At 65.2% G+C, this 23703-nt stretch carries 29 protein-coding genes, 1 tRNA gene and 1 pseudogene; 30 read left to right on the forward strand and 1 reads right to left on the reverse strand.

The features are described 5' to 3' along the window. The 22 genes and pseudogenes from BUB20358_RS28500 to tatC all read left to right on the forward strand — a co-directional run. Positions 1 to 173 (forward strand): annotated as a pseudogene (locus tag BUB20358_RS28500) (MlaA family lipoprotein); the annotation flags it as partial. 110 nt (positions 174 to 283) lie between these two features. Beyond that, positions 284 to 913, forward strand: a complete 630-nt coding sequence (locus BUB20358_RS23655) for an MlaC/ttg2D family ABC transporter substrate-binding protein (RefSeq protein WP_035973443.1) — start codon at positions 284 to 286, stop codon at positions 911 to 913. Continuing rightward, on the forward strand, positions 910 to 1185 hold the full coding sequence (locus BUB20358_RS23660) for an STAS domain-containing protein (protein ID WP_006765375.1): 276 nt from the start codon (positions 910 to 912) through the stop codon (positions 1183 to 1185). The genes BUB20358_RS23655 and BUB20358_RS23660 overlap by 4 nt, the downstream gene beginning before the upstream one ends. 193 nt (positions 1186 to 1378) lie before the next feature. Then, entirely contained in the window at positions 1379 to 2305 is a 927-nt protein-coding gene (locus BUB20358_RS23665; RefSeq protein ID WP_006765374.1) for an ABC transporter ATP-binding protein, read from the forward strand. Continuing rightward, positions 2302 to 3141 carry an ABC transporter permease gene (locus tag BUB20358_RS23670; RefSeq protein ID WP_006765373.1) on the forward strand — a complete coding sequence of 280 codons (840 nt, stop codon included), beginning with the start codon at positions 2302 to 2304 and terminating at the stop codon, positions 3139 to 3141. The genes BUB20358_RS23665 and BUB20358_RS23670 overlap by 4 nt, the downstream gene beginning before the upstream one ends. Positions 3142 to 3193: 52 nt before the next feature. Further along, positions 3194 to 3433 carry a BolA family protein gene (locus tag BUB20358_RS23675; RefSeq protein ID WP_006406983.1) on the forward strand — a complete coding sequence of 80 codons (240 nt, stop codon included), beginning with the start codon at positions 3194 to 3196 and terminating at the stop codon, positions 3431 to 3433. 100 nt (positions 3434 to 3533) lie between these two features. Further along, positions 3534 to 4796, forward strand: a complete 1263-nt coding sequence (gene murA / locus BUB20358_RS23680; RefSeq protein WP_249181802.1) for a UDP-N-acetylglucosamine 1-carboxyvinyltransferase — start codon at positions 3534 to 3536, stop codon at positions 4794 to 4796. After that, a complete protein-coding gene (gene hisG / locus BUB20358_RS23685; RefSeq protein WP_006765371.1) occupies positions 4793 to 5446 on the forward strand; it encodes an ATP phosphoribosyltransferase in 654 nt (217 codons plus the stop codon). The genes murA and hisG overlap by 4 nt, the downstream gene beginning before the upstream one ends. A 24-nt stretch (positions 5447 to 5470) precedes the next feature. Beyond that, a complete protein-coding gene (gene hisD, locus BUB20358_RS23690) occupies positions 5471 to 6787 on the forward strand; it encodes a histidinol dehydrogenase (RefSeq protein ID WP_006765370.1) in 1317 nt (438 codons plus the stop codon). Positions 6788 to 6911: 124 nt separating this feature from the next. Continuing rightward, on the forward strand, positions 6912 to 7985 hold the full coding sequence (hisC, locus tag BUB20358_RS23695; protein ID WP_006765369.1) for a histidinol-phosphate transaminase: 1074 nt from the start codon (positions 6912 to 6914) through the stop codon (positions 7983 to 7985). 65 nt (positions 7986 to 8050) lie between these two features. Beyond that, positions 8051 to 8638 (forward strand): imidazoleglycerol-phosphate dehydratase HisB, encoded by a 588-nt coding sequence (hisB, locus tag BUB20358_RS23700; protein ID WP_006765368.1) that lies wholly within the window; start codon positions 8051 to 8053, stop codon positions 8636 to 8638. 62 nt (positions 8639 to 8700) lie between these two features. Further along, positions 8701 to 9321: a MarC family protein gene (locus BUB20358_RS23705; protein ID WP_006765367.1), complete on the forward strand. Its 621-nt coding sequence runs from the start codon at positions 8701 to 8703 to the stop codon at positions 9319 to 9321. Further along, entirely contained in the window at positions 9318 to 9959 is a 642-nt protein-coding gene (hisH, locus tag BUB20358_RS23710; RefSeq protein WP_006765366.1) for an imidazole glycerol phosphate synthase subunit HisH, read from the forward strand. Before BUB20358_RS23705 ends, hisH begins: the two co-directional genes overlap by 4 nt. A gap of 190 nt (positions 9960 to 10149) precedes the next feature. Then, entirely contained in the window at positions 10150 to 10905 is a 756-nt protein-coding gene (gene hisA, locus BUB20358_RS23715) for a 1-(5-phosphoribosyl)-5-[(5-phosphoribosylamino)methylideneamino]imidazole-4-carboxamide isomerase (RefSeq protein WP_006765365.1), read from the forward strand. 109 nt (positions 10906 to 11014) lie between these two features. Then, positions 11015 to 11788 carry an imidazole glycerol phosphate synthase subunit HisF gene (gene hisF, locus BUB20358_RS23720; RefSeq protein WP_006765364.1) on the forward strand — a complete coding sequence of 258 codons (774 nt, stop codon included), beginning with the start codon at positions 11015 to 11017 and terminating at the stop codon, positions 11786 to 11788. After that, positions 11788 to 12204, forward strand: coding sequence for a phosphoribosyl-AMP cyclohydrolase (gene hisI, locus BUB20358_RS23725; RefSeq protein ID WP_035973155.1), 417 nt, complete (start codon positions 11788 to 11790; stop codon positions 12202 to 12204). Before hisF ends, hisI begins: the two co-directional genes overlap by 1 nt. After that, positions 12201 to 12566 (forward strand): phosphoribosyl-ATP diphosphatase, encoded by a 366-nt coding sequence (locus BUB20358_RS23730; RefSeq protein ID WP_035973153.1) that lies wholly within the window; start codon positions 12201 to 12203, stop codon positions 12564 to 12566. The genes hisI and BUB20358_RS23730 overlap by 4 nt, the downstream gene beginning before the upstream one ends. A 68-nt stretch (positions 12567 to 12634) precedes the next feature. Beyond that, positions 12635 to 13027: a DUF4870 family protein gene (locus tag BUB20358_RS23735; RefSeq protein WP_006765361.1), complete on the forward strand. Its 393-nt coding sequence runs from the start codon at positions 12635 to 12637 to the stop codon at positions 13025 to 13027. Between the two features lie 29 nt (positions 13028 to 13056). Next, positions 13057 to 13422: a histidine triad nucleotide-binding protein gene (locus tag BUB20358_RS23740; RefSeq protein ID WP_035973441.1), complete on the forward strand. Its 366-nt coding sequence runs from the start codon at positions 13057 to 13059 to the stop codon at positions 13420 to 13422. 94 nt (positions 13423 to 13516) lie between these two features. Next, positions 13517 to 13747, forward strand: coding sequence for a Sec-independent protein translocase subunit TatA (gene tatA, locus BUB20358_RS23745; RefSeq protein ID WP_006765359.1), 231 nt, complete (start codon positions 13517 to 13519; stop codon positions 13745 to 13747). 26 nt (positions 13748 to 13773) lie between these two features. Beyond that, entirely contained in the window at positions 13774 to 14319 is a 546-nt protein-coding gene (gene tatB / locus BUB20358_RS23750) for a Sec-independent protein translocase protein TatB (protein ID WP_006765358.1), read from the forward strand. A gap of 41 nt (positions 14320 to 14360) precedes the next feature. Beyond that, positions 14361 to 15143 (forward strand): twin-arginine translocase subunit TatC, encoded by a 783-nt coding sequence (gene tatC / locus BUB20358_RS23755; protein ID WP_006765357.1) that lies wholly within the window; start codon positions 14361 to 14363, stop codon positions 15141 to 15143. 189 nt (positions 15144 to 15332) lie between these two features. Here the strand turns inward: tatC and BUB20358_RS23760 are convergent, their stop codons facing one another. After that, on the reverse strand, positions 15333 to 16538 hold the full coding sequence (locus BUB20358_RS23760) for a Do family serine endopeptidase (RefSeq protein WP_006765356.1): 1206 nt from the start codon (positions 16536 to 16538) through the stop codon (positions 15333 to 15335). Between the two features lie 21 nt (positions 16539 to 16559). Here BUB20358_RS23760 and BUB20358_RS23765 point away from each other — a divergent pair, with 21 nt between their 5' ends. The 8 genes from BUB20358_RS23765 (at position 16560) to BUB20358_RS23800 (ending at position 23095) form a co-directional block, all read left to right on the forward strand. Next, the gene (locus BUB20358_RS23765) at positions 16560 to 17306 is read left to right on the forward strand and encodes a Nif3-like dinuclear metal center hexameric protein (protein ID WP_006765355.1); all 747 of its coding nucleotides are present in this window, start codon (positions 16560 to 16562) and stop codon (positions 17304 to 17306) included. Between the two features lie 219 nt (positions 17307 to 17525). After that, complete coding sequence (gene petA / locus BUB20358_RS23770; RefSeq protein ID WP_006765354.1) at positions 17526 to 18146, forward strand: ubiquinol-cytochrome c reductase iron-sulfur subunit; 621 nt, start codon at positions 17526 to 17528, stop codon at positions 18144 to 18146. Further along, positions 18146 to 19528, forward strand: coding sequence for a cytochrome b (locus tag BUB20358_RS23775; RefSeq protein ID WP_006765353.1), 1383 nt, complete (start codon positions 18146 to 18148; stop codon positions 19526 to 19528). Before petA ends, BUB20358_RS23775 begins: the two co-directional genes overlap by 1 nt. 21 nt (positions 19529 to 19549) lie before the next feature. Beyond that, positions 19550 to 20308 carry a cytochrome c1 gene (locus BUB20358_RS23780; RefSeq protein WP_006765352.1) on the forward strand — a complete coding sequence of 253 codons (759 nt, stop codon included), beginning with the start codon at positions 19550 to 19552 and terminating at the stop codon, positions 20306 to 20308. 94 nt (positions 20309 to 20402) lie between these two features. Further along, positions 20403 to 21014, forward strand: a complete 612-nt coding sequence (locus BUB20358_RS23785; protein WP_006400565.1) for a glutathione S-transferase N-terminal domain-containing protein — start codon at positions 20403 to 20405, stop codon at positions 21012 to 21014. Positions 21015 to 21086: 72 nt separating this feature from the next. Further along, complete coding sequence (locus BUB20358_RS23790; RefSeq protein WP_035973440.1) at positions 21087 to 21608, forward strand: ClpXP protease specificity-enhancing factor; 522 nt, start codon at positions 21087 to 21089, stop codon at positions 21606 to 21608. 19 nt (positions 21609 to 21627) lie between these two features. Next, positions 21628 to 21703 (forward strand) — tRNA-Thr (locus BUB20358_RS23795). Positions 21704 to 21877: 174 nt separating this feature from the next. Then, positions 21878 to 23095: a tyrosine-type recombinase/integrase gene (locus BUB20358_RS23800; RefSeq protein WP_035973151.1), complete on the forward strand. Its 1218-nt coding sequence runs from the start codon at positions 21878 to 21880 to the stop codon at positions 23093 to 23095. Positions 23096 to 23703 lie beyond the last annotated feature (608 nt).

Consider the following 23703-nt stretch of genomic DNA (forward strand, 5'->3'; position numbering starts at 1 on the left):
CGGCGGTGGGGGGCGCAGCGGCGCCCGCGGGTGCGTCGGCCGCGGGTGCGGCGACGCCGGCGTCGGGTACGGCGGATGCGCCGAACCCGGCCAGCGAAACGAACGTGCCGGCGATGCAGATGACGCCGCCCGCGCCGGGCGGCCTGCGCTTGCCGAGCATCAAGCTGCGCTGACGGGCTTACATTCGTTACAGCCGGAAACGATTCCGTCGGCAGCGCACGCGAACTTGCGCGTAACCTACCGGCTCCAACTCCGCATCGACTCATACATGCAGGCCACTATGATGAAAAAACTGTTTCTGATCCCCGTTTTTGCGGCGCTGTTCTCGTTCGGCAACGCGGCGCATGCGCAAGTCGACCAGTCGAACCCGCAGGCGCTGATCAAGACGGCGACGCAGCAGGTGCTCGATGAAGTCAGGCAGCAGGCGATCAAGCAGGGCGACACGGCCCGCATCATCAAGATCGTCAACAACGACATCCTGCCGTACACCGATTTCCGCCGTACCACGCAGCTCGCGATGGGCCGCAACTGGCGCACGGCGACGCCCGAGCAGCAGCAGCAGGTGCAGGACCAGTTCAAGCTGCTGCTGATCCGCACGTACTCGGGCGCGCTCGCGCAGCTGAAGCCCGATCAGCAGATCCAGTACCCGCCGTTCCGCGCCGATCCGGCCGACACCGACGTCGTCGTCAAGACGGTCGCAATGAACAACGGTCAGCCGGTGCAGATCGACTACCGTCTGTACAAGACGCCGAACGGCTGGAAGGTATATGACCTGAACGTGCTCGGCGCGTGGCTGATCCAGACGTACCAGCAGCAGTTCAACGAGAAGATCCAGCAAAGCGGCGTCGACGGGCTGATCAAGTTCCTCACGCAGCGCAACCAGGAGCTTGCCGCCGGCAAGCAGGCGTCGTGAGCGGCTTCGAAGCCGGCTCTTCGCTGACCGTCGCGAGCGCGAAGACCGCGCTCGCGGACGGTCTCGCGCGCATCGGCGCAGGCGCGACCGCCGTCGACTGCGCGGCGCTCGCGCAGTTCGACTCGTCCGCGCTCGCCGTGCTGCTCGCATGGCAACGCGCCGCCAAAGCGCGCGGCGCGGCACTCCAGATTCTCAATCTCCCTCCGAAGCTCGCCAGCCTCGCTCGCGCGTACGGCGTCGACGCGCTGATCGACGGCACCGGCCGACATTGACGCTGTCCGAGCCGAGCTTGCCGCGCCCCGTCGGCGCGCGCGGGCTCGACGCCGCGCGCGTCCGGCGCCGGCTCCGCCTGCCGGTTTGCCCTATAATCAAGCGTTTTGCGGGGCACCAATCGGCGTCCGGCCCCCATTTTTCTTTCGCAGCAAGCACAGAATAGGCGTCGCGGCCGTTGCGCCGCGCACAGTCATGTCAGCCATAGAAATCCGTCACGTCAAGAAGCGCTACAAGTCGCTTCAGGCGCTCAAGGGCGTCAGCCTGTCGGTCGAAGAAGGCGAGTTTTTCGGCCTGCTCGGCCCGAACGGCGCAGGCAAGACCACGCTCATCAGCATCCTCGCCGGGCTCGCCCGCGCCGACGAAGGCAGCATCTCGGTACGCGGGCACGACGTCGTGAAGGACTTCCGCGAAGCGCGCCGCGCGCTCGGCGTCGTTCCGCAGGAACTCGTCTTCGACCCGTTCTTCACCGTGCGCGAGACGCTGCGGATCCAGTCGGGCTACTTCGGGCTGCGCCGCAACGACGACTGGATCGACGAAGTGATGGCGAACCTCGATCTCACCGAGAAGGCCGACGCGAACATGCGCGCGCTGTCGGGCGGGATGAAGCGGCGCGTGCTGGTCGCGCAGGCGCTCGTGCACCGGCCGCCGGTGATCGTGCTCGACGAGCCGACCGCCGGCGTCGACGTCGAGCTGCGCCAGACGCTGTGGAAGTTCATTTCGCGCCTCAATCGCGAAGGTCACACGATCGTGCTGACCACTCACTATCTCGAGGAAGCGGAGTCGCTGTGCGACCGCATCGCGATGCTGCGTCGCGGAGAAGTCGTCGCGCTCGATCGCACCGACGCGCTGCTGCGCCGCTTCGCGGGGCTGCAGCTGTACCTGCGCATCGCGACGGGCGCGTTGCCGGCCGAGCTGCGCGGGCTGGAGACCGATCCGGCCGCGCGCCAGCCGGGCGAGCATCTGCTGCGCCTGACGAGCTATGACGACGTCGAGCGCATCCTCGCGCAGTGCCGCGCGGCCGGATGCACGTTCGACGAGATCGAGGTCCGCAAGGCGGACCTCGAAGACGTGTTCGTCCAGGTGATGAACGGGGCCGAGGTCATCGAGGGTCTGGCATGAAACAGGAATCTCCGCGTCCGCTTCGTTCGCCGGCTGCCGGCGGCGCGCCGGCCGCGTTCGGCCCGGCGCAGCGCGTGCCCGGCAGCGGTTTTCGCACGCTGTTCTACAAGGAAATCCTGCGCTTCTGGAAGGTATCGTTCCAGACGGTCCTCGCGCCGATCGTCACCGCGCTGCTGTACCTGACGATTTTCGGGCATGCGTTGTCGGGGCGCGTTGAAGTGTATCCGGGTGTCGAGTACGTGAGCTTTCTGGTGCCCGGCCTCGTGATGATGAGCGTGCTGCAGAACGCGTTCGCGAACAGCTCGTCTTCGCTGATCCAGTCGAAGATCACCGGCAACCTCGTGTTCGTGCTGCTGCCGCCGCTGTCGTATCGCGACATCTTCGGCGCGTACGTGCTCGCGTCGGTCGTGCGCGGGCTCGCGGTCGGCGCGGGCGTGTTCGTCGTGACGGTGTGGTTCATCCCGATGCATTTCGCGGCGCCGCTGTTCATCGTGCTGTTCGCGCTGTTCGGTTCGGCCATTCTCGGCACGCTCGGGCTGATCGCCGGGATCTGGGCCGAGAAGTTCGATCAGCTCGCCGCGTTCCAGAACTTCCTGATCATGCCGCTGACGTTCCTGTCCGGCGTGTTCTACTCGACGCACTCGCTGCCGCCGGTATGGCGCGAGGTGTCGCGTCTCAACCCGTTTTTCTACATGATCGACGGCTTCCGCTACGGGTTCTTCGGCGCGTCCGACATCAACCCGTTCGCGAGCCTCGCGATCGTCGCCGGTTTCTTCGTGCTGCTCGCGATGTTCGCGATGCGGCTGCTCGCGACCGGCTACAAACTGCGTCATTGATATCGACAGGCAGCGGCCGCCGTCGCGGCGGCGCGCGCCACAGGAGCTTTCCATGTTGCCGACTCCCGAACAGGTCAAGCAATACATCGCGGGCGGGCTCGCCTGCACTCATCTGGAAGTCGAGGGCGACGGCCAGCATTTCTTCGCGACGATCGTGTCGCCGGCCTTCGAAGGCAAGCGGCCGATCCAGCGGCACCAGCTCGTGTATGCGGCGCTCGGCGATCGCATGAAGCAGGAAATTCACGCGCTCAGCATGAAGACGCTGACGCCCGCCGAATGGCAGAACGCATAACCGGAACAACTGAGTGCAAGTCACCGTCAACGAGCGCGACGCCGTCGAGAGCGTCGCCACGGCACACCCGGCCGCCAACGGGGAAACGCAGGGACAGGGGATGGAAAAGCTCGTGATCGAGGGCGGCCGCCGGCTGTCCGGCGAGATCGTCGTGTCGGGCGCGAAGAACGCCGCGCTGCCGATTCTGTGCGCCGGGCTGCTCACCGCCGATCCGGTCGTGCTCGACAACGTGCCGAATCTGAAGGACGTGCGCACCACGCTGAAGGTGCTGAACCAGATGGGCGTGAAGAGCGACACGGACGGCAGCCGCGTGCAGCTCGACGCGTCGCGCGTCGACAATCTGGTCGCACCGTACGAGCTCGTGAAGACGATGCGCGCGTCGATCCTCGTGCTCGGGCCGCTGCTCGCGCGCTTCGGCGAAGCGAAGGTGTCGCTGCCGGGCGGCTGCGCGATCGGCGCGCGTCCGGTCGACCAGCACATCAAGGGCCTGCAGGCGATGGGCGCGGAAATCAGCATCGAGCACGGCTTCATCGAAGCACGCGCGAAGCGGCTGAAGGGCGCGCGCATCGTGACCGACATGATTACCGTGACGGGGACGGAAAACCTGCTGATGGCCGCGACGCTCGCCGACGGCGAGACGGTGATCGAAAACGCGGCGCGCGAGCCGGAAGTGAGCGATCTCGCACATTTGCTCGTCGAGATGGGAGCGAAAATCGACGGCATCGGCACCGACCGCCTGGTGATCCAGGGCGTCGAGCGGCTGCACGGCGCGCGCCATGCGGTGATTCCCGATCGCATCGAGGCCGGCACGTTCCTGTGCGCGGTCGCGGCGGCGGGCGGCGACGTGACGCTGACCGGCGTGCGCCCGCACATTCTGGACGCGGTGATCGACAAGCTGCGCGAAGCCGGCGTGAGCGTCGAGGAAGGCGACAGCTGGCTGCGCGTGAAGATGGACCGCCGGCCGTCGGCGGTGACGATCCGCACGTCCGAATATCCGGCGTTCCCGACCGACATGCAGGCGCAGTTCATGGCCCTCAATTCGGTCGCCGCGGGCACCGCGCAGGTCGTCGAGACGATCTTCGAGAACCGCTTCATGCACGTACAGGAACTGAACCGGCTCGGCGCGAACATCAAGGTCGACGGCAACACCGCGCTCGTGACGGGCGTCGAGAAACTGTCGGGCGCGACCGTGATGGCCACCGACCTGCGCGCGTCGGCGAGCCTCGTGATCGCCGGATTGCGGGCCGAAGGCGAAACGCTCGTCGACCGGATCTATCACCTCGACCGCGGCTACGACCGCATGGAAACCAAACTGACCGCCGTCGGCGCGAGCGTGCGCCGACTCTCCGGGAGCCACGCATGACCGCGCCGCTGACCCTCGCCCTGTCGAAGGGCCGGATTTTCGAGGAAACCCTGCCGCTGCTCGCGGCCGCCGGCGTGCAGGTTGCCGAGGACCCGGAAACGTCGCGCAAGCTGATCCTGCCGACGACCGATCCGCACCTGCGCGTGATCATCGTGCGCGCGAGCGACGTGCCGACCTACGTCGAATACGGCGCGGCCGATTTCGGCGTGGCCGGCAAGGACGTGCTGCTCGAACACGGCGGCTCGGGCCTGTATCAGCCGATCGATCTGAACATTGCGCGCTGCCGGATGTCGGTCGCGGTGCCGGCCGGCTTCGACTACGCGAGCGCGGTGCGCCAGGGCGCGCGGCTGCGCGTCGCGACGAAGTACGTGGAAACGGCGCGCGAACACTTTGCCGCGAAGGGCGTGCACGTCGACCTGATCAAGCTGTACGGTTCGATGGAGCTCGCGCCGCTCGTCGGGCTCGCGGACGCGATCGTCGACCTCGTCAGCTCGGGCGGCACGCTGAAGGCGAACAATCTGATCGAGGTCGAGGAGATCATGCCGATTTCGTCGCGCCTCGTCGTGAACCAGGCTGCGCTGAAGTTGAAGCGCGCGGCGCTCAAGCCGATCCTCGACGCGTTCGAACGCGCGTCGCAGAATGGCAAGTGAGCGCATCACCGTAACGGAACTGCCATGTCCATCACCATCCGCAAACTCGATTCGACGAGCGAAGGCTTCGACGCCGAGCTGCGCGCGCTGCTCGCGTTCGAGGCCAGCGAGGACGACGCGATCGAGCGCTCGGTCGCGCAGATTCTCGCCGACGTGAAGTCGCGCGGCGACGCCGCGGTGCTCGAGTACACGAACCGTTTCGATCGGCTGAACGCGGACAGCGTCGCCGCGCTCGAGCTGCCGCCGGAAGCGCTGCAGACCGCGCTCGACGGCCTCGCGCCGAAGGCGCGCGCGGCGCTCGAAGCGGCCGCCGCCCGCGTGCGCGCGTACCACGAGAAGCAGAAGATCGAGTGCGGCACCCATAGCTGGCAGTACACGGAAAGCGACGGCACGGTGCTCGGCCAGAAGATCACGCCGCTCGACCGCGTCGGCCTGTACGTGCCGGGCGGCAAGGCCGCGTATCCGTCGTCGGTGCTGATGAACGCGATTCCGGCGCGCGTCGCGGGCGTCGGCGAGATCGTGATGGTCGTGCCGACGCCGGACGGCGTGAAGAACGACCTCGTGCTCGCCGCGGCGCTGCTCGGCGGTGTCGATCGCGTGTTCACGATCGGCGGCGCGCAGGCGATCGGCGCGCTCGCGTACGGCACGGCCACCGTGCCGGCGGTCGACAAGATCTGCGGGCCGGGCAATGCGTACGTCGCGTCCGCGAAGCGCCGCGTGTTCGGCACGGTCGGCATCGACATGATCGCCGGCCCGTCGGAGATCCTCGTGCTGTGCGACGGCACGACCGATCCGAGCTGGGTCGCGATGGATCTGTTCTCGCAGGCCGAGCACGACGAGCTCGCGCAGTCGATCCTGCTGTGCCCGGACGCCGCGTTTCTCGAACGCGTCGAGAAGGCGATCGACGAGCTGCTGCCGTCGATGCCGCGTCGGGACGTGATCCGCGCGTCGCTCGAAGGCCGCGGCGCGCTGATCAAGGTGCGCGACATGACCGAAGCGTGCCGGATCGCGAACGACATCGCGCCCGAGCATCTGGAGATTTCCGCGCTGGAGCCGCAGCAGTGGTGCCAGCAGATCCGCCATGCGGGTGCGATGTTCGTCGGCCGCTACACGAGCGAGAGCCTCGGCGACTACTGCGCGGGTCCGAACCACGTGCTGCCGACGTCCCGCACCGCGCGCTTCTCGTCGCCGCTCGGCGTGTACGACTTCATCAAGCGCTCGAGCGTGATCGAGGTCAGCGCCGAAGGCGCGCAGACGCTCGGCGAAATCGCGTCGGAACTCGCGTACGGCGAAGGGCTGCAGGCGCACGCGCGCAGCGCCGAACTGCGGATGAAGGCGTGATCGCGCGGCCGGGACGGGCGCGCGCCGAAGCAGCGGCTTCGAATCGACGCGCACCCCGGCGCGGGGCGGCAGCCGCCGCCCCCAGACCATTTGACGCCGGCGCGACGCACGCCGGCCTGAGACCATGACGACGCCACAAGACATCATCCGCCGCGACGTGCTCGCGATGACGAGCTACCCGGTGCCGGACGCGAGCGGGTTCGTGAAGCTCGACGCGATGGAGAATCCGTACACGCTGCCCGAGGCGCTCGCCACCGCGCTCGGCGAGCGCCTCGCGCAGGTCGCGCTGAACCGCTATCCGGCGCCGCGGCCGGCCGCGCTGCTCGACAAGCTGCGGCGCACGATGGGCGTGCCGGCCGCGTGCGACGTGCTGCTCGGCAACGGCTCGGACGAAATCATCAGCATGATGTCGGTCGCATGCGCGAAGCCGGGCGCGAAGGTGCTCGCGCCGGTGCCGGGCTTCGTGATGTACGAGCTGTCCGCGAAGTTCGCGCAGCTCGAATTCATTGGCGTGCCGCTGAAGCAGGATCTGACGCTCGACGTCGACGCGATGCTCGCGGCGATCGACGAGCATCGGCCGGCGCTGATCTATCTCGCCTATCCGAACAACCCGACCGGCACGCTGTACGACGATGCCGACGTTGAGCGGATCGTCGCCGCCGCACGGCACAGCCTGATCGTGATCGACGAGGCGTATCAGCCGTTCGCCGAGCGCTCGTGGCTGCCGCGCGCGGCCGAATTCGACAACGTCGTCGTGATGCGCACGGTGTCGAAGCTGGGTCTCGCCGGGATTCGCCTCGGCTATCTGGTCGGACTGCCGGTATGGCTGACCGAGTTCGACAAGGTGCGCCCGCCGTACAACATCAACGTGCTGACGCAGGCGACCGCCGATTTTCTGCTCGATCATCTCGACGTGCTCGACGCACAGGCCGCCGAATTGCGCGCGGAACGCGCGCGTCTCGCGCACGCGGTGGCCGCGTTGCCGGGCACGACGGTGTTTCCGAGCGCCGGCAATTTCCTGCTGGTGCGCGTGCCGGACGCGGCCGCGGTGTTCGACGCGCTGCTCACCGAGCGGGTGCTCGTCAAAAACGTGAGTAAAATGCATCCGTTGCTGGCCGAATGCGTGCGGCTGACCGTCGGTTCTCCCGACGAAAACGCGCGCCTGCTGGCCGCCTTGAAACTCGCGCTGCCCGATTGAGCCCAGGGCGCGGCGGCGCGCGACGATCAATCCCCATTTACATCAGACCCATTCAAGGAATTGCCATGCGTGTGGCGGAAGTCGTTCGCAATACCAGCGAAACGCAGATCCGTGTGAAGCTCGACCTCGACGGCACCGGCCGGCAGAAGCTGGCCACGGGCGTGCCGTTTCTCGACCATATGCTCGATCAGATCGCACGACACGGTCTGATCGATCTCGAGGTCGAAGCGCATGGCGACACGCATATCGACGATCACCACACGGTCGAGGACGTCGGCATCACGCTCGGGCAGGCGGTCGCGAAGGCGGTCGGCGACAAGAAGGGCATTCGGCGCTACGGCCATTCGTACGTGCCGCTCGACGAGGCGCTGTCGCGCGTCGTGATCGACTTCTCGGGACGGCCGGGTCTCGAATTCCACGTGCCGTTCACGCGCGCGCGGATCGGCACGTTCGACGTCGACCTGTCGATCGAATTCTTCCGCGGCTTCGTGAATCACGCGGGCGTCACGCTGCATATCGACAACCTGCGCGGGATCAACGCGCATCATCAGCTCGAAACGGTGTTCAAGGCGTTCGGCCGCGCGCTGCGCGCAGCGGTCGAACTGGACGAGCGCGCGGCCGGGCAGATTCCGTCGACGAAGGGCAGCCTCTGAACTTGCTACCGGACGGGCGCTAAGGACAACCTCACGGCTTCGGCGCGACGCGCCGGCTTGCGATGGATCTGCTCAAATCGTTCATTTCGCTGCTTGCGCTGATCAATCCGGTCGGCGCGGTGCCGTTTTTTCTGAGCCTGACCGCGCAGCAAACGGAAGGCGAGCGGCGCCGCACGATCCGCATCGCGTCGGTGTCGGTGTTCTGCGTGATGACGGTGACCGCGCTGCTCGGGCAGCAGATCATCGACTTCTTCGGCATTTCGGTCGGCTCGCTCGAGGTCGGCGGCGGCATCATCATGCTGCTGATGGCGATCAACATGCTGAACGCGCAGATCGGCAACACGCGCTCGACGCCGGAGGAGCGCGACGAGGCCGAACTGAAGGACAACATTGCGGTGGTGCCGCTCGCGATCCCGCTGCTCACGGGCCCCGGCTCGATCAGCACGGTGATCATCTATGCGGCGAACTCGCGTCACTGGTATGAGCGGGCCGGACTCGTCGCGATCGGCGCGATTCTGGCGCTGCTGTGTTTCGTCGCGATGCGGCTCGCGGAGCCGATCGCGAACTGGATCGGCCGAACCGGCATCAACATCGCCACGCGGCTGATGGGTCTGATGCTGTCGGCGCTGGCGGTGGAATTCATCGTCAACGGATTGAGGGCGCTACTGCCTGCACTGAGATGAAAACTTCGATTGCGATTGTGGATTATGGGATGGGCAACCTGCGCTCGGTCGCGCAGGCGCTCAAGAAAGCCGAACCGGCCGCCGACGTGGCGATCGTCGACACGCCGGCCGCGATTCGCGCGGCCGATCGCGTCGTGCTGCCCGGCCAGGGCGCGATGCCCGACTGCATGCGCTGCCTCGGCGAATCGGGCCTGCAGGAGGCCGTGATCGAAGCGTCGCGCACGAAGCCGTTGCTCGGCGTATGCGTCGGCGAGCAGATGCTGTTCGACTGGAGCGCGGAAGGCGGCACGAAGGGCCTCGGGCTGCTGCCCGGCAAGGTCGTGCGCTTCGAGCTCGACGGCCGGCTGCAGGACGACGGCTCGCGCTTCAAGGTGCCGCAGATGGGATGGAACCGCGTGCGCCAGGCGCGGCCGCACCCGCTGTGGGACGGCGTGCCCGACGACGCGTACTTCTACTTCGTGCACAGCTATTACGTGATGCCGGACGATCCCGCGCATACGGTCGGCGAAACCGCGTACGGCGCGCCGTTTACGTCGGCGGTCGCACGCGACAACATCTTCGCGACCCAATTCCACCCGGAGAAGAGCGCGGAAGTCGGGTTGCGTCTGTATCGCAACTTCGTACACTGGAAACCGTGAGCGGGGTGCACGAACGACGGTCGACAGGCCGCGAATTCGCGTCGATTTTCCAGATTCGGGGCCGCCCGTCATCGGCGGGAACGGGCCCTAAGCGCCGAAAGACTTGTACTAAACTAGCGAGACGGCGCGGCACCGGTTTGGCCGGTACGCGCCGGATTCTTTTCTTTTTCCACGACGACACCCGATTGCTATGCTGCTGATTCCGGCCATCGATCTCAAAGACGGTCAGTGTGTGCGCCTCAAACAGGGCGATATGGACCAGGCCACGATTTTCTCCGAGGACCCGGCGGCGATGGCCCGCAAGTGGGTCGATCTCGGCGCCCGGCGGCTGCATCTGGTCGACCTGAACGGCGCGTTCGCCGGCAAGCCGAAGAATCTCGACGCGATCGAAGCGATCCTCGACGAAGTCGGCGACGAAATCCCCGTGCAGCTGGGCGGCGGCATCCGCAGTCTCGAGACGATCGAGAAATACCTCGATGCCGGTCTGTCGTACGTGATCATCGGCACCGCGGCCGTGAAGGATCCGGGCTTCCTGCGCGACGCGTGCACCGCGTTCCAGGGCAACATCATCGTCGGCCTCGACGCGAAGGACGGCAAGGTCGCGACCGACGGCTGGAGCAAGCTGACCGGCCACGAAGTGATCGACCTCGCGCAGAAGTTCGAGGATTACGGTGTCGAATCGATCGTCTATACGGACATCGGCCGCGACGGGATGCTGCAGGGCATCAACATCGAGGCGACCGTGAAGCTCGCGCAGGCGGTCGGCATCCCGGTGATCGCGAGCGGCGGCCTGTCGAATCTCGCGGACATCGACAAGCTCTGCGAAGTGGAGGAAGAGGGCATCGAGGGCGTGATCTGCGGCCGTGCGATCTACTCGGGCGATCTCGACTTCGCGGCCGCGCAAAAGCGCGCGGACGAACTGAACGGCGAACTCGACGACGCGTAAATCGCGGCCGTCCCCTTCGCCGGAGCTGCCCGCGGGCGGCTCCGACCGGACGCCTCGCGCGAGGCGTTCGCAACCGCCGCCGTCCCACCGCGGCATTTGGCGCAACATCATGGCTCTAGCTAAACGCATCATCCCCTGCCTGGACGTGACCGCCGGGCGTGTCGTCAAGGGCGTCAATTTCGTCGAACTGCGCGACGCCGGCGATCCCGTCGAAATCGCGCGCCGCTACGACGAACAGGGCGCCGACGAACTGACGTTCCTCGACATCACCGCGACGTCCGACCAGCGCGACCTGATCCTGCCGATCATCGAGGCCGTCGCATCGCAGGTCTTCATTCCGCTGACCGTCGGCGGCGGCGTGCGCGCCGTCGAGGACGTGCGGCGGCTGCTGAACGCGGGCGCGGACAAGGTCAGCATGAATTCGTCGGCGGTCGCGAACCCGCAGCTCGTGCGCGACGCGGCCGACAAGTACGGGTCGCAGTGCATCGTCGTCGCGATCGACGCAAAGCGTGTGTCGGCCGACGGCGAGCCGCCGCGCTGGGAAGTGTTCACGCACGGCGGCCGCAAGAACACGGGCCTCGACGCAATCGAGTGGGCACGCAAGATGGCCGAGCTCGGCGCCGGCGAGATTCTGCTCACGAGCATGGACCGCGACGGCACGAAGTCCGGCTTCGATCTCGCGCTCACGCGCGCGGTGTCCGACGCGGTGCCGGTGCCGGTGATCGCGTCGGGCGGCGTCGGCTCGCTGCAGCACCTCGCGGACGGCATCAAGGACGGCCGCGCGGACGCGGTGCTCGCGGCCAGCATCTTCCACTACGGCGAACACACGGTCGGCGAGGCGAAGCAGTTCATGGCCGAGCACGGCATTCCGGTGAGGCTGTGATGAATACGGAAACGAAACCGCTGCCTGCATGGCTCGACCACGTGCGCTGGGACGACAACGGGCTCGTGCCCGTGATCGCGCAGGAGGCGTCGACGAACGACGTGCTGATGTTCGCGTGGATGAACCGCGAAGCGCTCGCGAAGACGATCGAGACGCGGCGCGCGGTCTATTATTCGCGTTCGCGCAAGCGCCTGTGGTTCAAGGGCGAGGAGTCGGGCCACGTGCAGCACGTGCACGAAGTGCGGCTCGACTGCGACGAGGACGTCGTGCTGCTGAAGGTCGAGCAGGTGTCGGGCATCGCATGCCACACCGGCCGGCATTCGTGCTTCTTCCAGAAATTCGAAGGCACCGTCGACAGCGGCGAATGGGTCGCGGTCGATCCGGTGCTGAAAGACCCCGAACACATCTACAAATGACGCAATCGACCGAAGACACGCTGCTGCGGCTCGCGGCCGTGATCGACAGCCGCAAGGGCGGCGATCCCGAGCAATCGTACGTGTCGCGCCTGTTCCACAAGGGCGACGACGCGGTGCTGAAGAAGATCGGCGAAGAGGCGACCGAAGTCGTGCTGGCCGCGAAGGACGTGCGTCAGGGCGGCGCGCCGAAGGCGCTCGTCGGCGAGGTCGCCGATCTGTGGTTCCACTGTCTCGTGATGCTGTCGCACTTCGATCTGAGTCCGGCCGACGTCGTTGCCGAGCTCGAGCGCCGCGAAGGGCTGTCGGGCCTCGAGGAGAAGGCGCTGCGCAAGCGCCGCGAGCGCGAGGAAAACGGCGGGTGACACGCTCGTCGCATGACGGCCGCGGTGCGGGTAAGCTGTAAGAGTTGTCATCTAACGGGGGTAGCATCATGACCGATACGCCAAGCCAGTTTCCGCCGCCGTCGGTGCCCGACGCAGCGGACGCCGAACGCCTGAACGGGCTTCGCACGCTGACTCACGTGCTGTACGGCCTCTATGCGATCCATTGGCTGACCGGCGGGATTACCGGCATCATCGCGATCATCATCAATTACGTGAAGCGCGGCGACGTGGCCGGCACGCCGTACGCCGACCATTTCGAGTGGCAGATCCGCACGTTCTGGCGCGCGCTGATCGCGTACGTGATCGGGTTCGCGCTGGCGTTCGTCGTGGTCGGGTTCGCGGTGATGTTTGTCACGTGGATCTGGACGCTATACCGTATCATCAAAGGCTGGCTGTACCTGAACGACAACAAGACGCTCGATTCGCAGGCGTGGTTCTGACCGGCGGTGCGGGCGTCAGCAGGAGCAACATGAGTCACGATCCGAATTGCCTGTTCTGCAAGATCGCGGCGGGCGAGATCCCGAGCACGAAGGTGCACGAGGACGACGAATTCGTCGCGTTCCGCGACATCCGGCCGGCGGCCGACACGCACGTGCTGGTCATTCCGCGCAAGCACCTGGCGACGCTGTCGGCCGCGACCGACGCCGACGCGCCGATGCTCGGCCGTCTGATGGTGCTGGTCGCGCGGCTGGCCGATCAGCTCGGCGTCGCGTATACGGGCGGCGAGACCGGCTTTCGCACGGTGATCAACACGGGCCCCGGCGGCGGGCAGGAGGTCTATCACCTGCACGCGCATATCCTGGCCGGGCCGCGGCCGTGGCAGCGGATGGGTTGACGGCGCGGGGCGTTTGCTCCGTATCGATAGTCGAAGCCGGCGCGTCGCCGGCGATTTGCGCCGCATGGCGGCGTGGTTGAGGAGAGGTTTGATCATGGGTGGATTGAGCATTTGGCACTGGCTGATCGTGCTGCTGATCGTCGCGCTGGTTTTCGGTACGAAGAAGTTGCGCAATATCGGCAACGATCTCGGCAGCGCCGTGAAGGGTTTCAAGGACGGCATGAAGGAAGGCGACGCGCCGGCGGATGCGCAGCAGCTGCCGGGCTCGGGCACGGTCGACGTCAACGCGAAGGAAACGACGCGTTCCGACTCGAAGAACGCGTAACGCGGACAAGCTGACAGGCATTCGCGATGCTGGATCTCGGTCTTTCGAAGATGGCGCTGATCGGCGTCGTCGCGCTCGTGGTGCTCGGCCCCGAGCGCTTGCCGCGCGTCGCGCGCACCGCGGGCGCATTGTTCGGCCGCGCGCAGCGGTACATCAACGACGTGAAGGCCGAGGTCTCGCGCGAAATCGAGCTCGATGCGCTGCGCACGATGAAGACCGATTTCGAGGCGGCGGCGCGCAATGTCGAGACGACGATTCACGACAACCTGCGCGAGCATGAGAAGGAACTGAACGACACGTGGAATTCCGCGGTCGGCGGGCTCAACGGCGCGTCCGCCGATGCCGGCGTGTCGAGCACGGGCTCGTACGGTTCTGACACGTCGGCGACATCGTCGTGGCGCGGCAGCGCGGCGGCGCTTGCGCCGAAGCGCCGCAACTGGCGCGTGAAGCAGGCCGCGACGCCCGTTTGGTACAAGCGCGCGACCGCCCGCCGTACGCACGTGCAGTCGGGCGCCGCGCGTGTTGCGCGCCACCAGCCGGCGAGCCTGCGCCGGCCGGCGCGTTTCTTCTGACCCGAGCGCATGCTCGCTCGTCAATCCTACCGAGGGCCGGTGTGAGCGACCCCCAGCAGAATCCGGACGAAGGCCCGGAAGAAACCTTCATTTCCCATCTCGTCGAGCTTCGCGATCGCATCATTCGCGCGGGGCTGGCCGTGATCGTCGTGTTCCTCGGGCTCGTGTACTGGGCGCCGGACATCTTCCGGCTGCTCGCGCGGCCGCTGATGGAGAACCTGCCGAAGGGCGGCAAGATGATCGTGACGGACGTGACCGGTTCGTTCTTCGTGCCGATGAAGGTCACGATGCTCGTCGCGCTCGTGATTGCGCTGCCGGTCGTGCTGTATCAGATCTGGGCGTTCGTCGCGCCGGGGCTGTACCAGCACGAGAAGAAGCTCGTCGCGCCGCTCGTCGGCAGCAGCTACTTCCTGTTCCTGTGCGGGATGGCGTTCGCGTATTTCCTCGTGTTCCCGACGATCTTCCGCGTGATGGCGCACTACAACGCGCCGCTCGGCGCGGAGATGTCGACCGATATCGACAATTACCTGAGCTTCGTGCTCGGGATGTTTGTCGCGTTCGGCGTCACGTTCGAAGTGCCGATCGTCGTCGTGCTGCTCGTCCGGATGGGCGTGCTCACCGTGAAGAAACTGAAGGAAATCCGGCCGTACGTGATCGTCGGCGCATTCGTCGTTGCGGCGGTCGTCACGCCGCCGGACGTGTTCTCGCAGCTGATGCTCGCGCTGCCGCTCGTCGTGCTGTACGAGGCCGGGATCCTGGCCGCGCGGTTCTTCGTGCCGAAGCCGGTCGAAGGTGCGGAAGCGGAGAACGGCGCCGCGAGTTGAGCGCGGCGCGTGCGGTGCGGTTCCGGCCGGGCGTCACGGAGATTGTCGAGCCGCGGTCGTCGGCCGAGAGCAACACTGGCGCCGCACCCACACGATCAGGAATCGAAAGAGATACAACGCAAAAGGGCAGCCGACCGGCTGCCCTTTTTCATTTCCGTCTCGACATTCGGCTGCATCGGCGGCCGACCGTCATTCGGCGTCGCTGTCCTGATCGTCGAGCGTCTGCTTCGGCGGCGGCGGACGTTTGCCGATCACGACGTTCACGTCGAACTCCTTGCCCTTGCGCACGACGTGCACCTTGGTCGGCGTGCCCGGCTTGATCTGCGCGACGACGTTCAGCAACTTCGTCGTATCGGTGATTTCCTCGCCGTTGACCGTCACGAGGATGTCGCCCGGCTTGATGCCGGCCTTGTCGGCCGGACCGCCCTGCAGCACGCCGGCGACGATCGCGCCGGACTTCTGCTGAAGCCCGAACGACTCGGCGATCTCGGGCGTCACGTCCTGCGGCTCGACGCCGATCCAGCCGCGCGTGACCGAGCCCGTCGTGATGATGCTTTCGAGTACCGTGCGCGCGGTCGACACCGGAATCGCGAAGCCGATGCCGAGCGAGCCGCCCGAGCGCGAATAGATCGCGGTATTGATGCCGAGCAGGTTGCCGTTGACGTCGACGAGCGCGCCGCCCGAGTTGCCCGGGTTGATCGGCGCGTCGGTCTGGATGAAGTTCTCGAACGTGTTGATGCCGAGATGGTTGCGGCCGAGTGCGCTGATGATCCCCATCGTGACCGTCTGGCCGACGCCGAACGGGTTGCCGATCGCGAGTACGACGTCGCCGACGCGTGCCTGGTCCGAGCGCCCGAGCGTGATCGTCGGCAGGTTCGTCATGTTGATCTTCAGCACGGCGAGATCCGTTTCCGGATCGCTGCCGATCACCTTCGCGGTGGCCGTGCGGCCGTCGGCGAGCGCGACCTCGATCTGGTCGGCGCCGTCCACGACGTGCTGGTTCGTTAGAATGTAACCTTCCGGGCTCACGATGACGCCCGAGCCGAGATTCGCCGCCGGTTCGTCCTGCTGCTTGCGCGCGTTGCGGTCGCCGAAGAAGTAGCGGAACAGCGGATCCTTCGCGCGCGGATCGGGCGGCAGCGAACCGTCCTTGCTCGAGAACACGTTGACGACGGCCGGCATCGCCTTCTGTGCGGCGTCGGCGTACGACGTGGTCGCGGGCGCGCCGGCGATGCCGGGCGTCACTTCCCGCAGCGCGACGATCGGCGTGGCGAGCTGCTTGCCGAGCTGTCCTTGCCGTTGCAGCCATTGCGGCTTGAGCGTCACGACGATGAACATCAGCGCGAGCAGCACGGTGACCGCCTGCGCGAAGAACAGCCAGAAGCGTCTAAGCATCTGAATGAATTAGAGGTTTATATGGATCGGATCGAACTCGAATTGTACTTGAACAATACCCTCGAAACGGCGCGCTTCAAGGACTATTGCCCGAACGGCCTGCAGGTCGAAGGGCGTCGCAAGATCGAGAAGATCGCCACGGGCGTGACGGCGTCGGCTGCGTTCCTCGAAGCGGCGCTCGAATGGGGCGCCGACGCGGTGCTCGTTCATCACGGCTATTTCTGGCGCAACGAGGCGCCGCAGATCGTCGGCCGCAAGTACCAGCGGCTGAAGCTGCTGCTCGCGAACGACCTGAACCTCTTTGCATTTCACCTGCCGCTCGACGCGCATCCCGAGTTGGGCAACAACGCGCAGCTCGGCGCGAAGCTCGGGCTGATCGGCGAATCGCGTTTCGGCGACGGCGAGCTCGGCTGGATGGCCACGTTGCCGATGCCCGTCACGCTCGAGCACTTCGTCGCGAAGGTCGAGAACACGCTCGGCCGCACGCCGCTCGTGCTCGGCGATCCGGACATGCAGCTGCGCCGCATCGCGTGGTGCACCGGCGCCGCGCAGAGCTACTTCGACGCGGCGATCGATGCCGGCGCGGACGTATTCCTGACCGGCGAGGTGTCGGAGCCCGTCACGCACGCGGCCGCCGAGAGCGGCGTCGCGTTCGTTGCAGCAGGGCACCATGCGACCGAGCGCTACGGAATCCAGGCGCTCGGCGCGCATTTATCCGAACAATTCGATCTCGAACACCTTTTCATCGATATCCATAATCCGGTCTGAACGACGGATTTTGCGGCGGCGCATCGAAATTTCGCAGTGAAGCGAGTGCTTAAAAGCGAAATGATTTAATCGTTCCGATAGTGGGGGAAAACCCTTGACTATCAAACACTTCGAAGGGATTTTCATCGTCGGGCCTTGTAAATGACGACTCCATTCGAGCAAACTAGCGGCGGAATGGAAAGTCGTGACGGAAAATCCAACTCAGAAGTGGGGCGTGTGATGCGAGACAAGGAAGAGAAACGCGTCGACAGCGGCCGCCGTACCTGGCTGATTGCGACATCCGTAGCAGGTGGCGTGGGAGGCGTTGCCACCGTCGTACCTTTCGCGGCGTCGCTGGCGCCGTCCGCGAAAGCCAAAGCGGCCGGTGCGCCGGTCGAGGTCGACATCAGCGGCCTGAAGCCCGGCGAGATGATCACCGTGCCGTGGCGCGGCAAGCCGGTGTGGGTGCTGAACCGCACCGATGCGATGCTCGCCGACGTCGTCAAGGCCGACAAGGAAGTGGCCGATCCGAACACCAAGTCCCCGTATTCGATGCCGTTGCCCGCATATTGCGCGAACGAATATCGGTCGCGGGCCGAACGCAAGAACATTCTCGTCGTAATGGCCGTGTGTACGCACCTCGGCTGCACGCCTAGCCAACGCTTCACGCCGGGGCCGCAGCCGAACCTGCCGGACGACTGGCCGGGCGGTTTCCTGTGCCCGTGCCACGGTTCGACGTACGACCTCGCCGGCCGCGTATTCAAGAACAAGCCGGCGCCTCAGAATCTCGACATCCCGCCCTACATGTTCACGTCGGCGACGACCCTCGTGATCGGCAAGGACGAGAAAGGAGAAGCGTGATGGCCGCCGACAACAAAGAAGTCTCCACGACAGGTCTCACCGGCTGGATCGACCAGCGCTTCCCGCTCACTTCCACGTGGAAGAAGCACGTTTCCGAGTACTACGCGCCGAAGAACTTCAATTTCTGGTACTTCTTCGGGTCGCTCGCGCTGCTCGTGCTCGTCAACCAGATCGTCACGGGCATTTTCCTGACGATGAACTACAAGCCCGACTCGATGCTCGCGTTCGCGTCGGTCGAGTACATCATGCGCGAAGTGCCGTGGGGCTGGCTGATCCGCTACATGCACTCCACCGGCGCGTCGATGTTCTTCGTCGTCGTCTATCTGCACATGTTCCGCGGGCTGATGTACGGGTCGTACCGCAAGCCTCGCGAACTCGTGTGGATCTTCGGCTGCGCGATTTTCCTGTGCCTGATGGCCGAGGCGTTCTTCGGCTACCTGCTGCCGTGGGGCCAGATGTCGTTCTGGGGTGCGCAGGTGATCGTGAACCTGTTCTCGGCGATCCCGTTCGTCGGCCCGGACCTGTCGCTGTGGATTCGCGGCGACTACGTCGTGTCCGACGTCACGCTGAACCGCTTCTTCGCGTTCCACGTGATCGCGATTCCGCTCGTGCTGGTCGGGCTCGTCGTCGCGCACCTGGTCGCACTGCACGAAGTGGGCTCGAACAATCCGGACGGCATCGAGATCAAGGAGAAGAAGGATGCGAACGGCATTCCGCTCGACGGCATTCCGTTCCACCCGTACTACTCGGTGCACGATTTCTTCGGCGTGTGCGTGTTCCTGATGGTGTTCGCGGTGATCGTGTTCTTCGCGCCGGAGATGGGCGGCTACTTCCTCGAGTCGAACAACTTCGTGCCGGCGAACCCGCTGCAGACGCCGCCGGAGATTGCGCCCGTCTGGTACTTCACCGCGTTCTACGCGATGCTGCGAGCGACCACCGATCCGTTCAAGATCGTGCTGATGATCGTGATCGCGCTGCTCGGCGTGCTCGCGCTGATCCGCGCGCGCGGCAAGTGGAGGATCGGGCTGCCGGTGCTGGCCGCCGCGATCGTCGTGTTCATGTATCTGACCGAATCGAAGTTCTGGGGCGTCGTCGTGATGGGGTCGGCGGTCGTATCGCTGTTCTTCCTGCCGTGGCTCGACCGTAGCCCCGTGAAGTCGATCCGCTACCGGCCGTTGTTCCACAAGGTGTTCCTCGGCATTTTCGTCGCCGCGTTCCTGACCCTCGCGTTTCTCGGCACGCGGCCGCCATCGCCGGCCGCGACGCTGATCGCGCAGGTCTGCGCGCTGATCTACTTCGCTTTCTTCCTCGGCATGCCCGTCTGGACGCCGCTTGGCACGTTCAAGCAGCCGCCGGAGCGCGTGCGCTTCAAGCCCCATTAACGTGAGCGAGGAGAGAACGACATGAAGAAACTGCTTTCGACGCTCGCGCTGATCGGCGCGACCGCCTGTGCGCTGCTGGCCGGGCCGGCCGCGGCGGCGGAGGGTAATTTTCCGCTCGACCGGGCGCCCGATAACACGGAAAATCTCGTTTCGCTTCAGCACGGCGCGCAATTGTTTGTAAACTATTGCCTGAACTGCCACAGCGCGAACCTGATGCGCTACAACCGTCTGACGGATCTGGGCATATCCCAGAAGGAGATCGAAAAGAATCTCCTGTTCACGACCGACAAGGTCGGCAACACGATGTCCGTCGCGATGCGGCCCGACGACGCGAAGAACTGGCTCGGCACCACGCCGCCCGACCTGTCGGTCGAGGAGCGCGCGCGCGGCCGCGACTGGCTGTATACGTATCTGCGCAGTTTCTACCGCGACGATACGCGGCCGACCGGCTGGAACAACGCGGTGTTCGAGAACGTCGGCATGCCCCACGTATTGTGGCAACTGCAGGGGCAGCGCGCTGCCAAATTCGAAGACAAGACGGACGAGGAGACAGGCGAGAAGGTCCGTACGCTCGTCGGCTTTCAGCAGGTCACGCCGGGGACGCTTTCGTCGCCGGATTATGATGCTGCGGTTGCCGATCTGGTGGCGTATATGACGTGGATGTCCGAGCCGGCTCAGCAGACCCGCAAGCGCGTCGGCGTATGGGTGCTGATCTTTCTCGGCGTCCTGACTTTCCTGGCCTGGCGGCTCAATGCCGCGTACTGGAAAGATATCAAGTAATCACGCCTGACCGGCGTGGGGCCGGCGCAAGGCGGAGCCCGCGAAAGGGGTTTCGCCGCGTGCCGGCCCTCGGCTTTTTTGAGGAAACGCAAATATGATGGTTCTGTATTCCGGCACAACTTGCCCGTTCTCCCAGCGTTGCCGGCTGGTGCTGTTCGAGAAGGGCATGGACTTCGAGATTCGCGACGTCGACCTGTTCAACAAGCCGGAAGACATTTCGGTGATGAACCCGTACGGCCAGGTGCCGATTCTCGTCGAGCGCGACCTGATCCTGTACGAATCGAACATCATCAACGAGTACATCGACGAGCGCTTCCCGCACCCGCAGCTGATGCCGGCCGATCCCGTGCAGCGCGCACGTGCCCGTCTGTTCCTGCTGAACTTCGAAAAGGAACTGTTCGTGCACGTCAGCACGCTCGAGAACGAGAAGGGCAAGGCGGCGGAGAAGAACCACGAGAAGGCGCGTCTCGCGATCCGCGATCGTCTGACGCAGCTCGCGCCGATCTTCGTGAAGAACAAGTACATGCTCGGCGAAGAGTTCTCGATGCTCGACGTCGCGATCGCGCCGCTGCTGTGGCGTCTGGATCACTACGGGATCGAGCTGTCGAAGAATGCCGCGCCGCTGATGAAGTACGCGGAGCGCATTTTCAGCCGTCCGGCGTACATCGAAGCACTGACGCCGTCCGAAAAGGTCATGCGTCGCTGACGAAGCAATGAGGGCATGACGGAGCGGGCAGTGCGGCGCGTGCCGCGCGTCCGCTCCGGTTCGAGGATCGTGATGCAAGAGATTTCAACGAAGCCGTATCTGCTGCGCGCGCTGTACGAGTGGTGCACGGACAACGGTTACACGCCGCATATCGCGGTGAGGGTCGACAACTCGACGCGCGTGCCGCGTCAGTTCGTGCGTGACGGCGAGATCGTGCTCAACATCAGCTTCGAGGCGACGAGCCAGTTGCAGATGGGCAACGAGTGGATCGAGTTCACGGCCCGGTTCTCCGGGAAGGCGCACAAGATCGAGATTCCGGTCGCGAACGTGCTCGCGATCTACGCGCGCGAGAACGGGCAAGGGATGGCGTTTCAGGTCGATGCGGTGGCCGGCGAAGGCGAGGATTCGGGTACGTTCGAAGACGACGCCGACACGCAGGAGCAGGATGCGCAGCGGGACGAGACTTCGGCCGCGCTCGATTCGGCTGACGACGGTGCCAACGAAGAGCCGTCCGAAGGCGCCGACGAACCGCCGAAAAGCGATGGCGACGGTTCGAAAGGTGGCAGCAGGCCTCGCCTCAAGATCGTGAAATGAGGTAGAATTTCGCGCTTACGCCGGCTTAGCTCATCTGGTAGAGCAGTTGATTTGTAATCATCAGGTGGCGGGTTCGAGTCCTGCAGCCGGCACCAAACACTAGTATCAAGTAGTACCGGGAAGTCCCAAAACCCGCGTCCAGCCTAGCGCTGACGCGGGTTTTTTGTTTCTGGAAGTGCCGAGTGGAACCGGGGCATCCCGGAAATTTGGGGGTAAGATTTGGGGTATGACTTCCCGGATTTGGGGGTATGCCGTACCCCCGGCGAACAATGAAAACCAAACCTCTTACCGACGCCAAGTGCCGCAACGCTAGATTCGATGAGGCCGGGGGAAACAAACTCTTCGACGGCGGCGGCCTGTATCTCGATCTGCGCTCCAGTGGTTCGAAGAAATGGCGGCTCAAATACCGGTTCAATGGCAAAGAAAACCTGCTGACGTTCGGCGACTATCCCGCGACGTCGCTCGCTGATGCTCGGTCGAGGCGTGACGAAGCGAAGCGGCTGTTGGCCGAGGGGAAGAACCCGGCGTTCGAGCGTGACGTCGAGAAGCAGACTCGCGCCATTGCCGCACAGAACACCTTCGAGGCCGTCGCACTGGAGTGGTACGAGGCGCAGCAAGAGACATGGAGCGCTTCGCACGCGAACCGAGTCAAGAAACAGCTCGATCGCGAGGTGTTTCCCCTGATCGGCCAGCGTCCGATTTCTTCGATCGGCGCACCGGATTTGCTCGCGGTCATTCGACGAATCGAAGGTCGAGAGGCGTTCGAGACTGCACGCAAGACGTTGCAGACATGCGGCCAAGTCTTTCGCTATGCCGTTGCGACGAGCCGTGCCGAGCGAGATCCGTCGCCGGACCTGCGAGGCGCATTGAAGGCAGTGCCCGTCAAGCACATGGCGCGGGTCGGCGAAAGCGAGCTGCCGGAGTTGCTTCGCTCGATCGCTTCCTATGAAGGCGAGCCCGAGACCCGGCTCGCTCTGCGATTCCTAGCATTGACGTTCGTTCGCACCATCGAGCTGCGGCAGGCCGAGTGGACGGAGATCGACTTGGAGCGCCGAGAGTGGCGCATTCCGGCCGAGAAGATGAAGATGCGCCGCGTGCATATCGTGCCGCTCGCCGAGCAGACGATCGCGCTGCTTTCCGAGCTACGCGCGCTTACGGGCCACCGGCGCTGGCTGTTCCCGAACAGCCGTAGACCGTTGCAGCAGATGAGCGAGAACACGATCCTGTACGCGCTATACCGGATGGGCTATCGCAGTCGCATGACCGGGCACGGGTTCCGTGGCCTTGCCTCAACAATCTTGAACGAGAAGGGCTTCAATTCCGACTGGATCGAGCGTCAGCTCGCGCATTCCGAGCAGGACGGTGTGCGGGCGGCATACAACCACGCCGAGTATCTGTCCGAGCGCCATCGCATGATGCAGTGGTGGGCGGACTATCTCGACAAACAGGGCGGGGCGAAGATCATTCCGATCGCGGCGGCAAGATAGACCCGTGCCGCCACGCGTATGACCCCCTTGCTGCGTACCTCCCACCGGTTTTTCAGAATTGGCACCGCACTGCCGGCCCCCTGCATGTCGGTATGAATATGACCCCCCTTAGGCGCGCCGGGAGTAGGAAAAACACGCGGGTGTGAGCCCCCGCGTCTTTGCCCTAGACGCAGGGTCCCCCGCTTTCCGGCCACCTCGACACTTGCGGCCGGCGCAACAATGCCCGATCGAGGCGCGTCCCGGACACCCCCCTCGAAAACACGCCGTCGACGCCTGTCAAATCCCGGAGAGCCGCGCCCCGTCTGGCTTCGTGGTCGATACAGTTGGTCGACGCCTGTCCGCTCAGTGCAAAACGAGTTGGAGATTTGGAGATAAACGCCCGAATCGGCAGCAAAGCCTTATGGGGTAAGGCTTCGCGTGTCTCCAAACGATTTGGAGAACGCTGGAGATACTGGAGATAAACCGGGCCGAATTGTTACGGTTCCGGCAAGATTCGCGGCCATCGCCGGCCCGGTTCCGTCTGGAGCGGATCGCTCAAAGTAACTTTGACGCGCGGGCCAAAAATGCCGCGCAAAGGAATGCCCGCCACCGCCCTCCCGGACGGCGGC

Origin of the sequence: Burkholderia dolosa, from assembly GCF_902499135.1 — a bacterium.
GTDB classification, from domain to species: Bacteria; Pseudomonadota; Gammaproteobacteria; order Burkholderiales; family Burkholderiaceae; genus Burkholderia; species Burkholderia dolosa.

Bases quoted from the DNA above. Each gene is read 5' to 3' on its own strand.
- BUB20358_RS23740 (WP_035973441.1), top strand. From the start codon at position 13,057: ATGAGTCACGATCCGAATTGCCTGTTCTGCAAGATCGCGGCGGGCGAG.
- BUB20358_RS23705 (WP_006765367.1), top strand. From the start codon at position 8,701: ATGGATCTGCTCAAATCGTTCATTTCGCTGCTTGCGCTGATCAATCCG.
- BUB20358_RS23665 (WP_006765374.1), top strand. From the start codon at position 1,379: ATGTCAGCCATAGAAATCCGTCACGTCAAGAAGCGCTACAAGTCGCTT.
- hisH (WP_006765366.1), top strand. From the start codon at position 9,318: ATGAAAACTTCGATTGCGATTGTGGATTATGGGATGGGCAACCTGCGC.
- BUB20358_RS23780 (WP_006765352.1), top strand. From the start codon at position 19,550: ATGAAGAAACTGCTTTCGACGCTCGCGCTGATCGGCGCGACCGCCTGT.
- hisA (WP_006765365.1), top strand. From the start codon at position 10,150: ATGCTGCTGATTCCGGCCATCGATCTCAAAGACGGTCAGTGTGTGCGC.
- BUB20358_RS23790 (WP_035973440.1), top strand. From the start codon at position 21,087: ATGCAAGAGATTTCAACGAAGCCGTATCTGCTGCGCGCGCTGTACGAG.
- hisI (WP_035973155.1), top strand. From the start codon at position 11,788: ATGAATACGGAAACGAAACCGCTGCCTGCATGGCTCGACCACGTGCGC.
- hisG (WP_006765371.1), top strand. From the start codon at position 4,793: ATGACCGCGCCGCTGACCCTCGCCCTGTCGAAGGGCCGGATTTTCGAG.
- BUB20358_RS23675 (WP_006406983.1), top strand. From the start codon at position 3,194: ATGTTGCCGACTCCCGAACAGGTCAAGCAATACATCGCGGGCGGGCTC.
- murA (WP_249181802.1), top strand. From the start codon at position 3,534: ATGGAAAAGCTCGTGATCGAGGGCGGCCGCCGGCTGTCCGGCGAGATC.
- petA (WP_006765354.1), top strand. From the start codon at position 17,526: ATGCGAGACAAGGAAGAGAAACGCGTCGACAGCGGCCGCCGTACCTGG.
- tatA (WP_006765359.1), top strand. From the start codon at position 13,517: ATGGGTGGATTGAGCATTTGGCACTGGCTGATCGTGCTGCTGATCGTC.
- BUB20358_RS23735 (WP_006765361.1), top strand. From the start codon at position 12,635: ATGACCGATACGCCAAGCCAGTTTCCGCCGCCGTCGGTGCCCGACGCA.
- BUB20358_RS23785 (WP_006400565.1), top strand. From the start codon at position 20,403: ATGATGGTTCTGTATTCCGGCACAACTTGCCCGTTCTCCCAGCGTTGC.
- hisB (WP_006765368.1), top strand. From the start codon at position 8,051: ATGCGTGTGGCGGAAGTCGTTCGCAATACCAGCGAAACGCAGATCCGT.
- BUB20358_RS23655 (WP_035973443.1), top strand. From the start codon at position 284: ATGAAAAAACTGTTTCTGATCCCCGTTTTTGCGGCGCTGTTCTCGTTC.
- hisD (WP_006765370.1), top strand. From the start codon at position 5,471: ATGTCCATCACCATCCGCAAACTCGATTCGACGAGCGAAGGCTTCGAC.
- BUB20358_RS23760 (WP_006765356.1), bottom strand. From the start codon at position 16,538: ATGCTTAGACGCTTCTGGCTGTTCTTCGCGCAGGCGGTCACCGTGCTG.
- BUB20358_RS23670 (WP_006765373.1), top strand. From the start codon at position 2,302: ATGAAACAGGAATCTCCGCGTCCGCTTCGTTCGCCGGCTGCCGGCGGC.
- BUB20358_RS23765 (WP_006765355.1), top strand. From the start codon at position 16,560: ATGGATCGGATCGAACTCGAATTGTACTTGAACAATACCCTCGAAACG.
- hisC (WP_006765369.1), top strand. From the start codon at position 6,912: ATGACGACGCCACAAGACATCATCCGCCGCGACGTGCTCGCGATGACG.
- tatB (WP_006765358.1), top strand. From the start codon at position 13,774: ATGCTGGATCTCGGTCTTTCGAAGATGGCGCTGATCGGCGTCGTCGCG.
- BUB20358_RS23730 (WP_035973153.1), top strand. From the start codon at position 12,201: ATGACGCAATCGACCGAAGACACGCTGCTGCGGCTCGCGGCCGTGATC.
- hisF (WP_006765364.1), top strand. From the start codon at position 11,015: ATGGCTCTAGCTAAACGCATCATCCCCTGCCTGGACGTGACCGCCGGG.
- BUB20358_RS23800 (WP_035973151.1), top strand. From the start codon at position 21,878: ATGAAAACCAAACCTCTTACCGACGCCAAGTGCCGCAACGCTAGATTC.
- BUB20358_RS23775 (WP_006765353.1), top strand. From the start codon at position 18,146: ATGGCCGCCGACAACAAAGAAGTCTCCACGACAGGTCTCACCGGCTGG.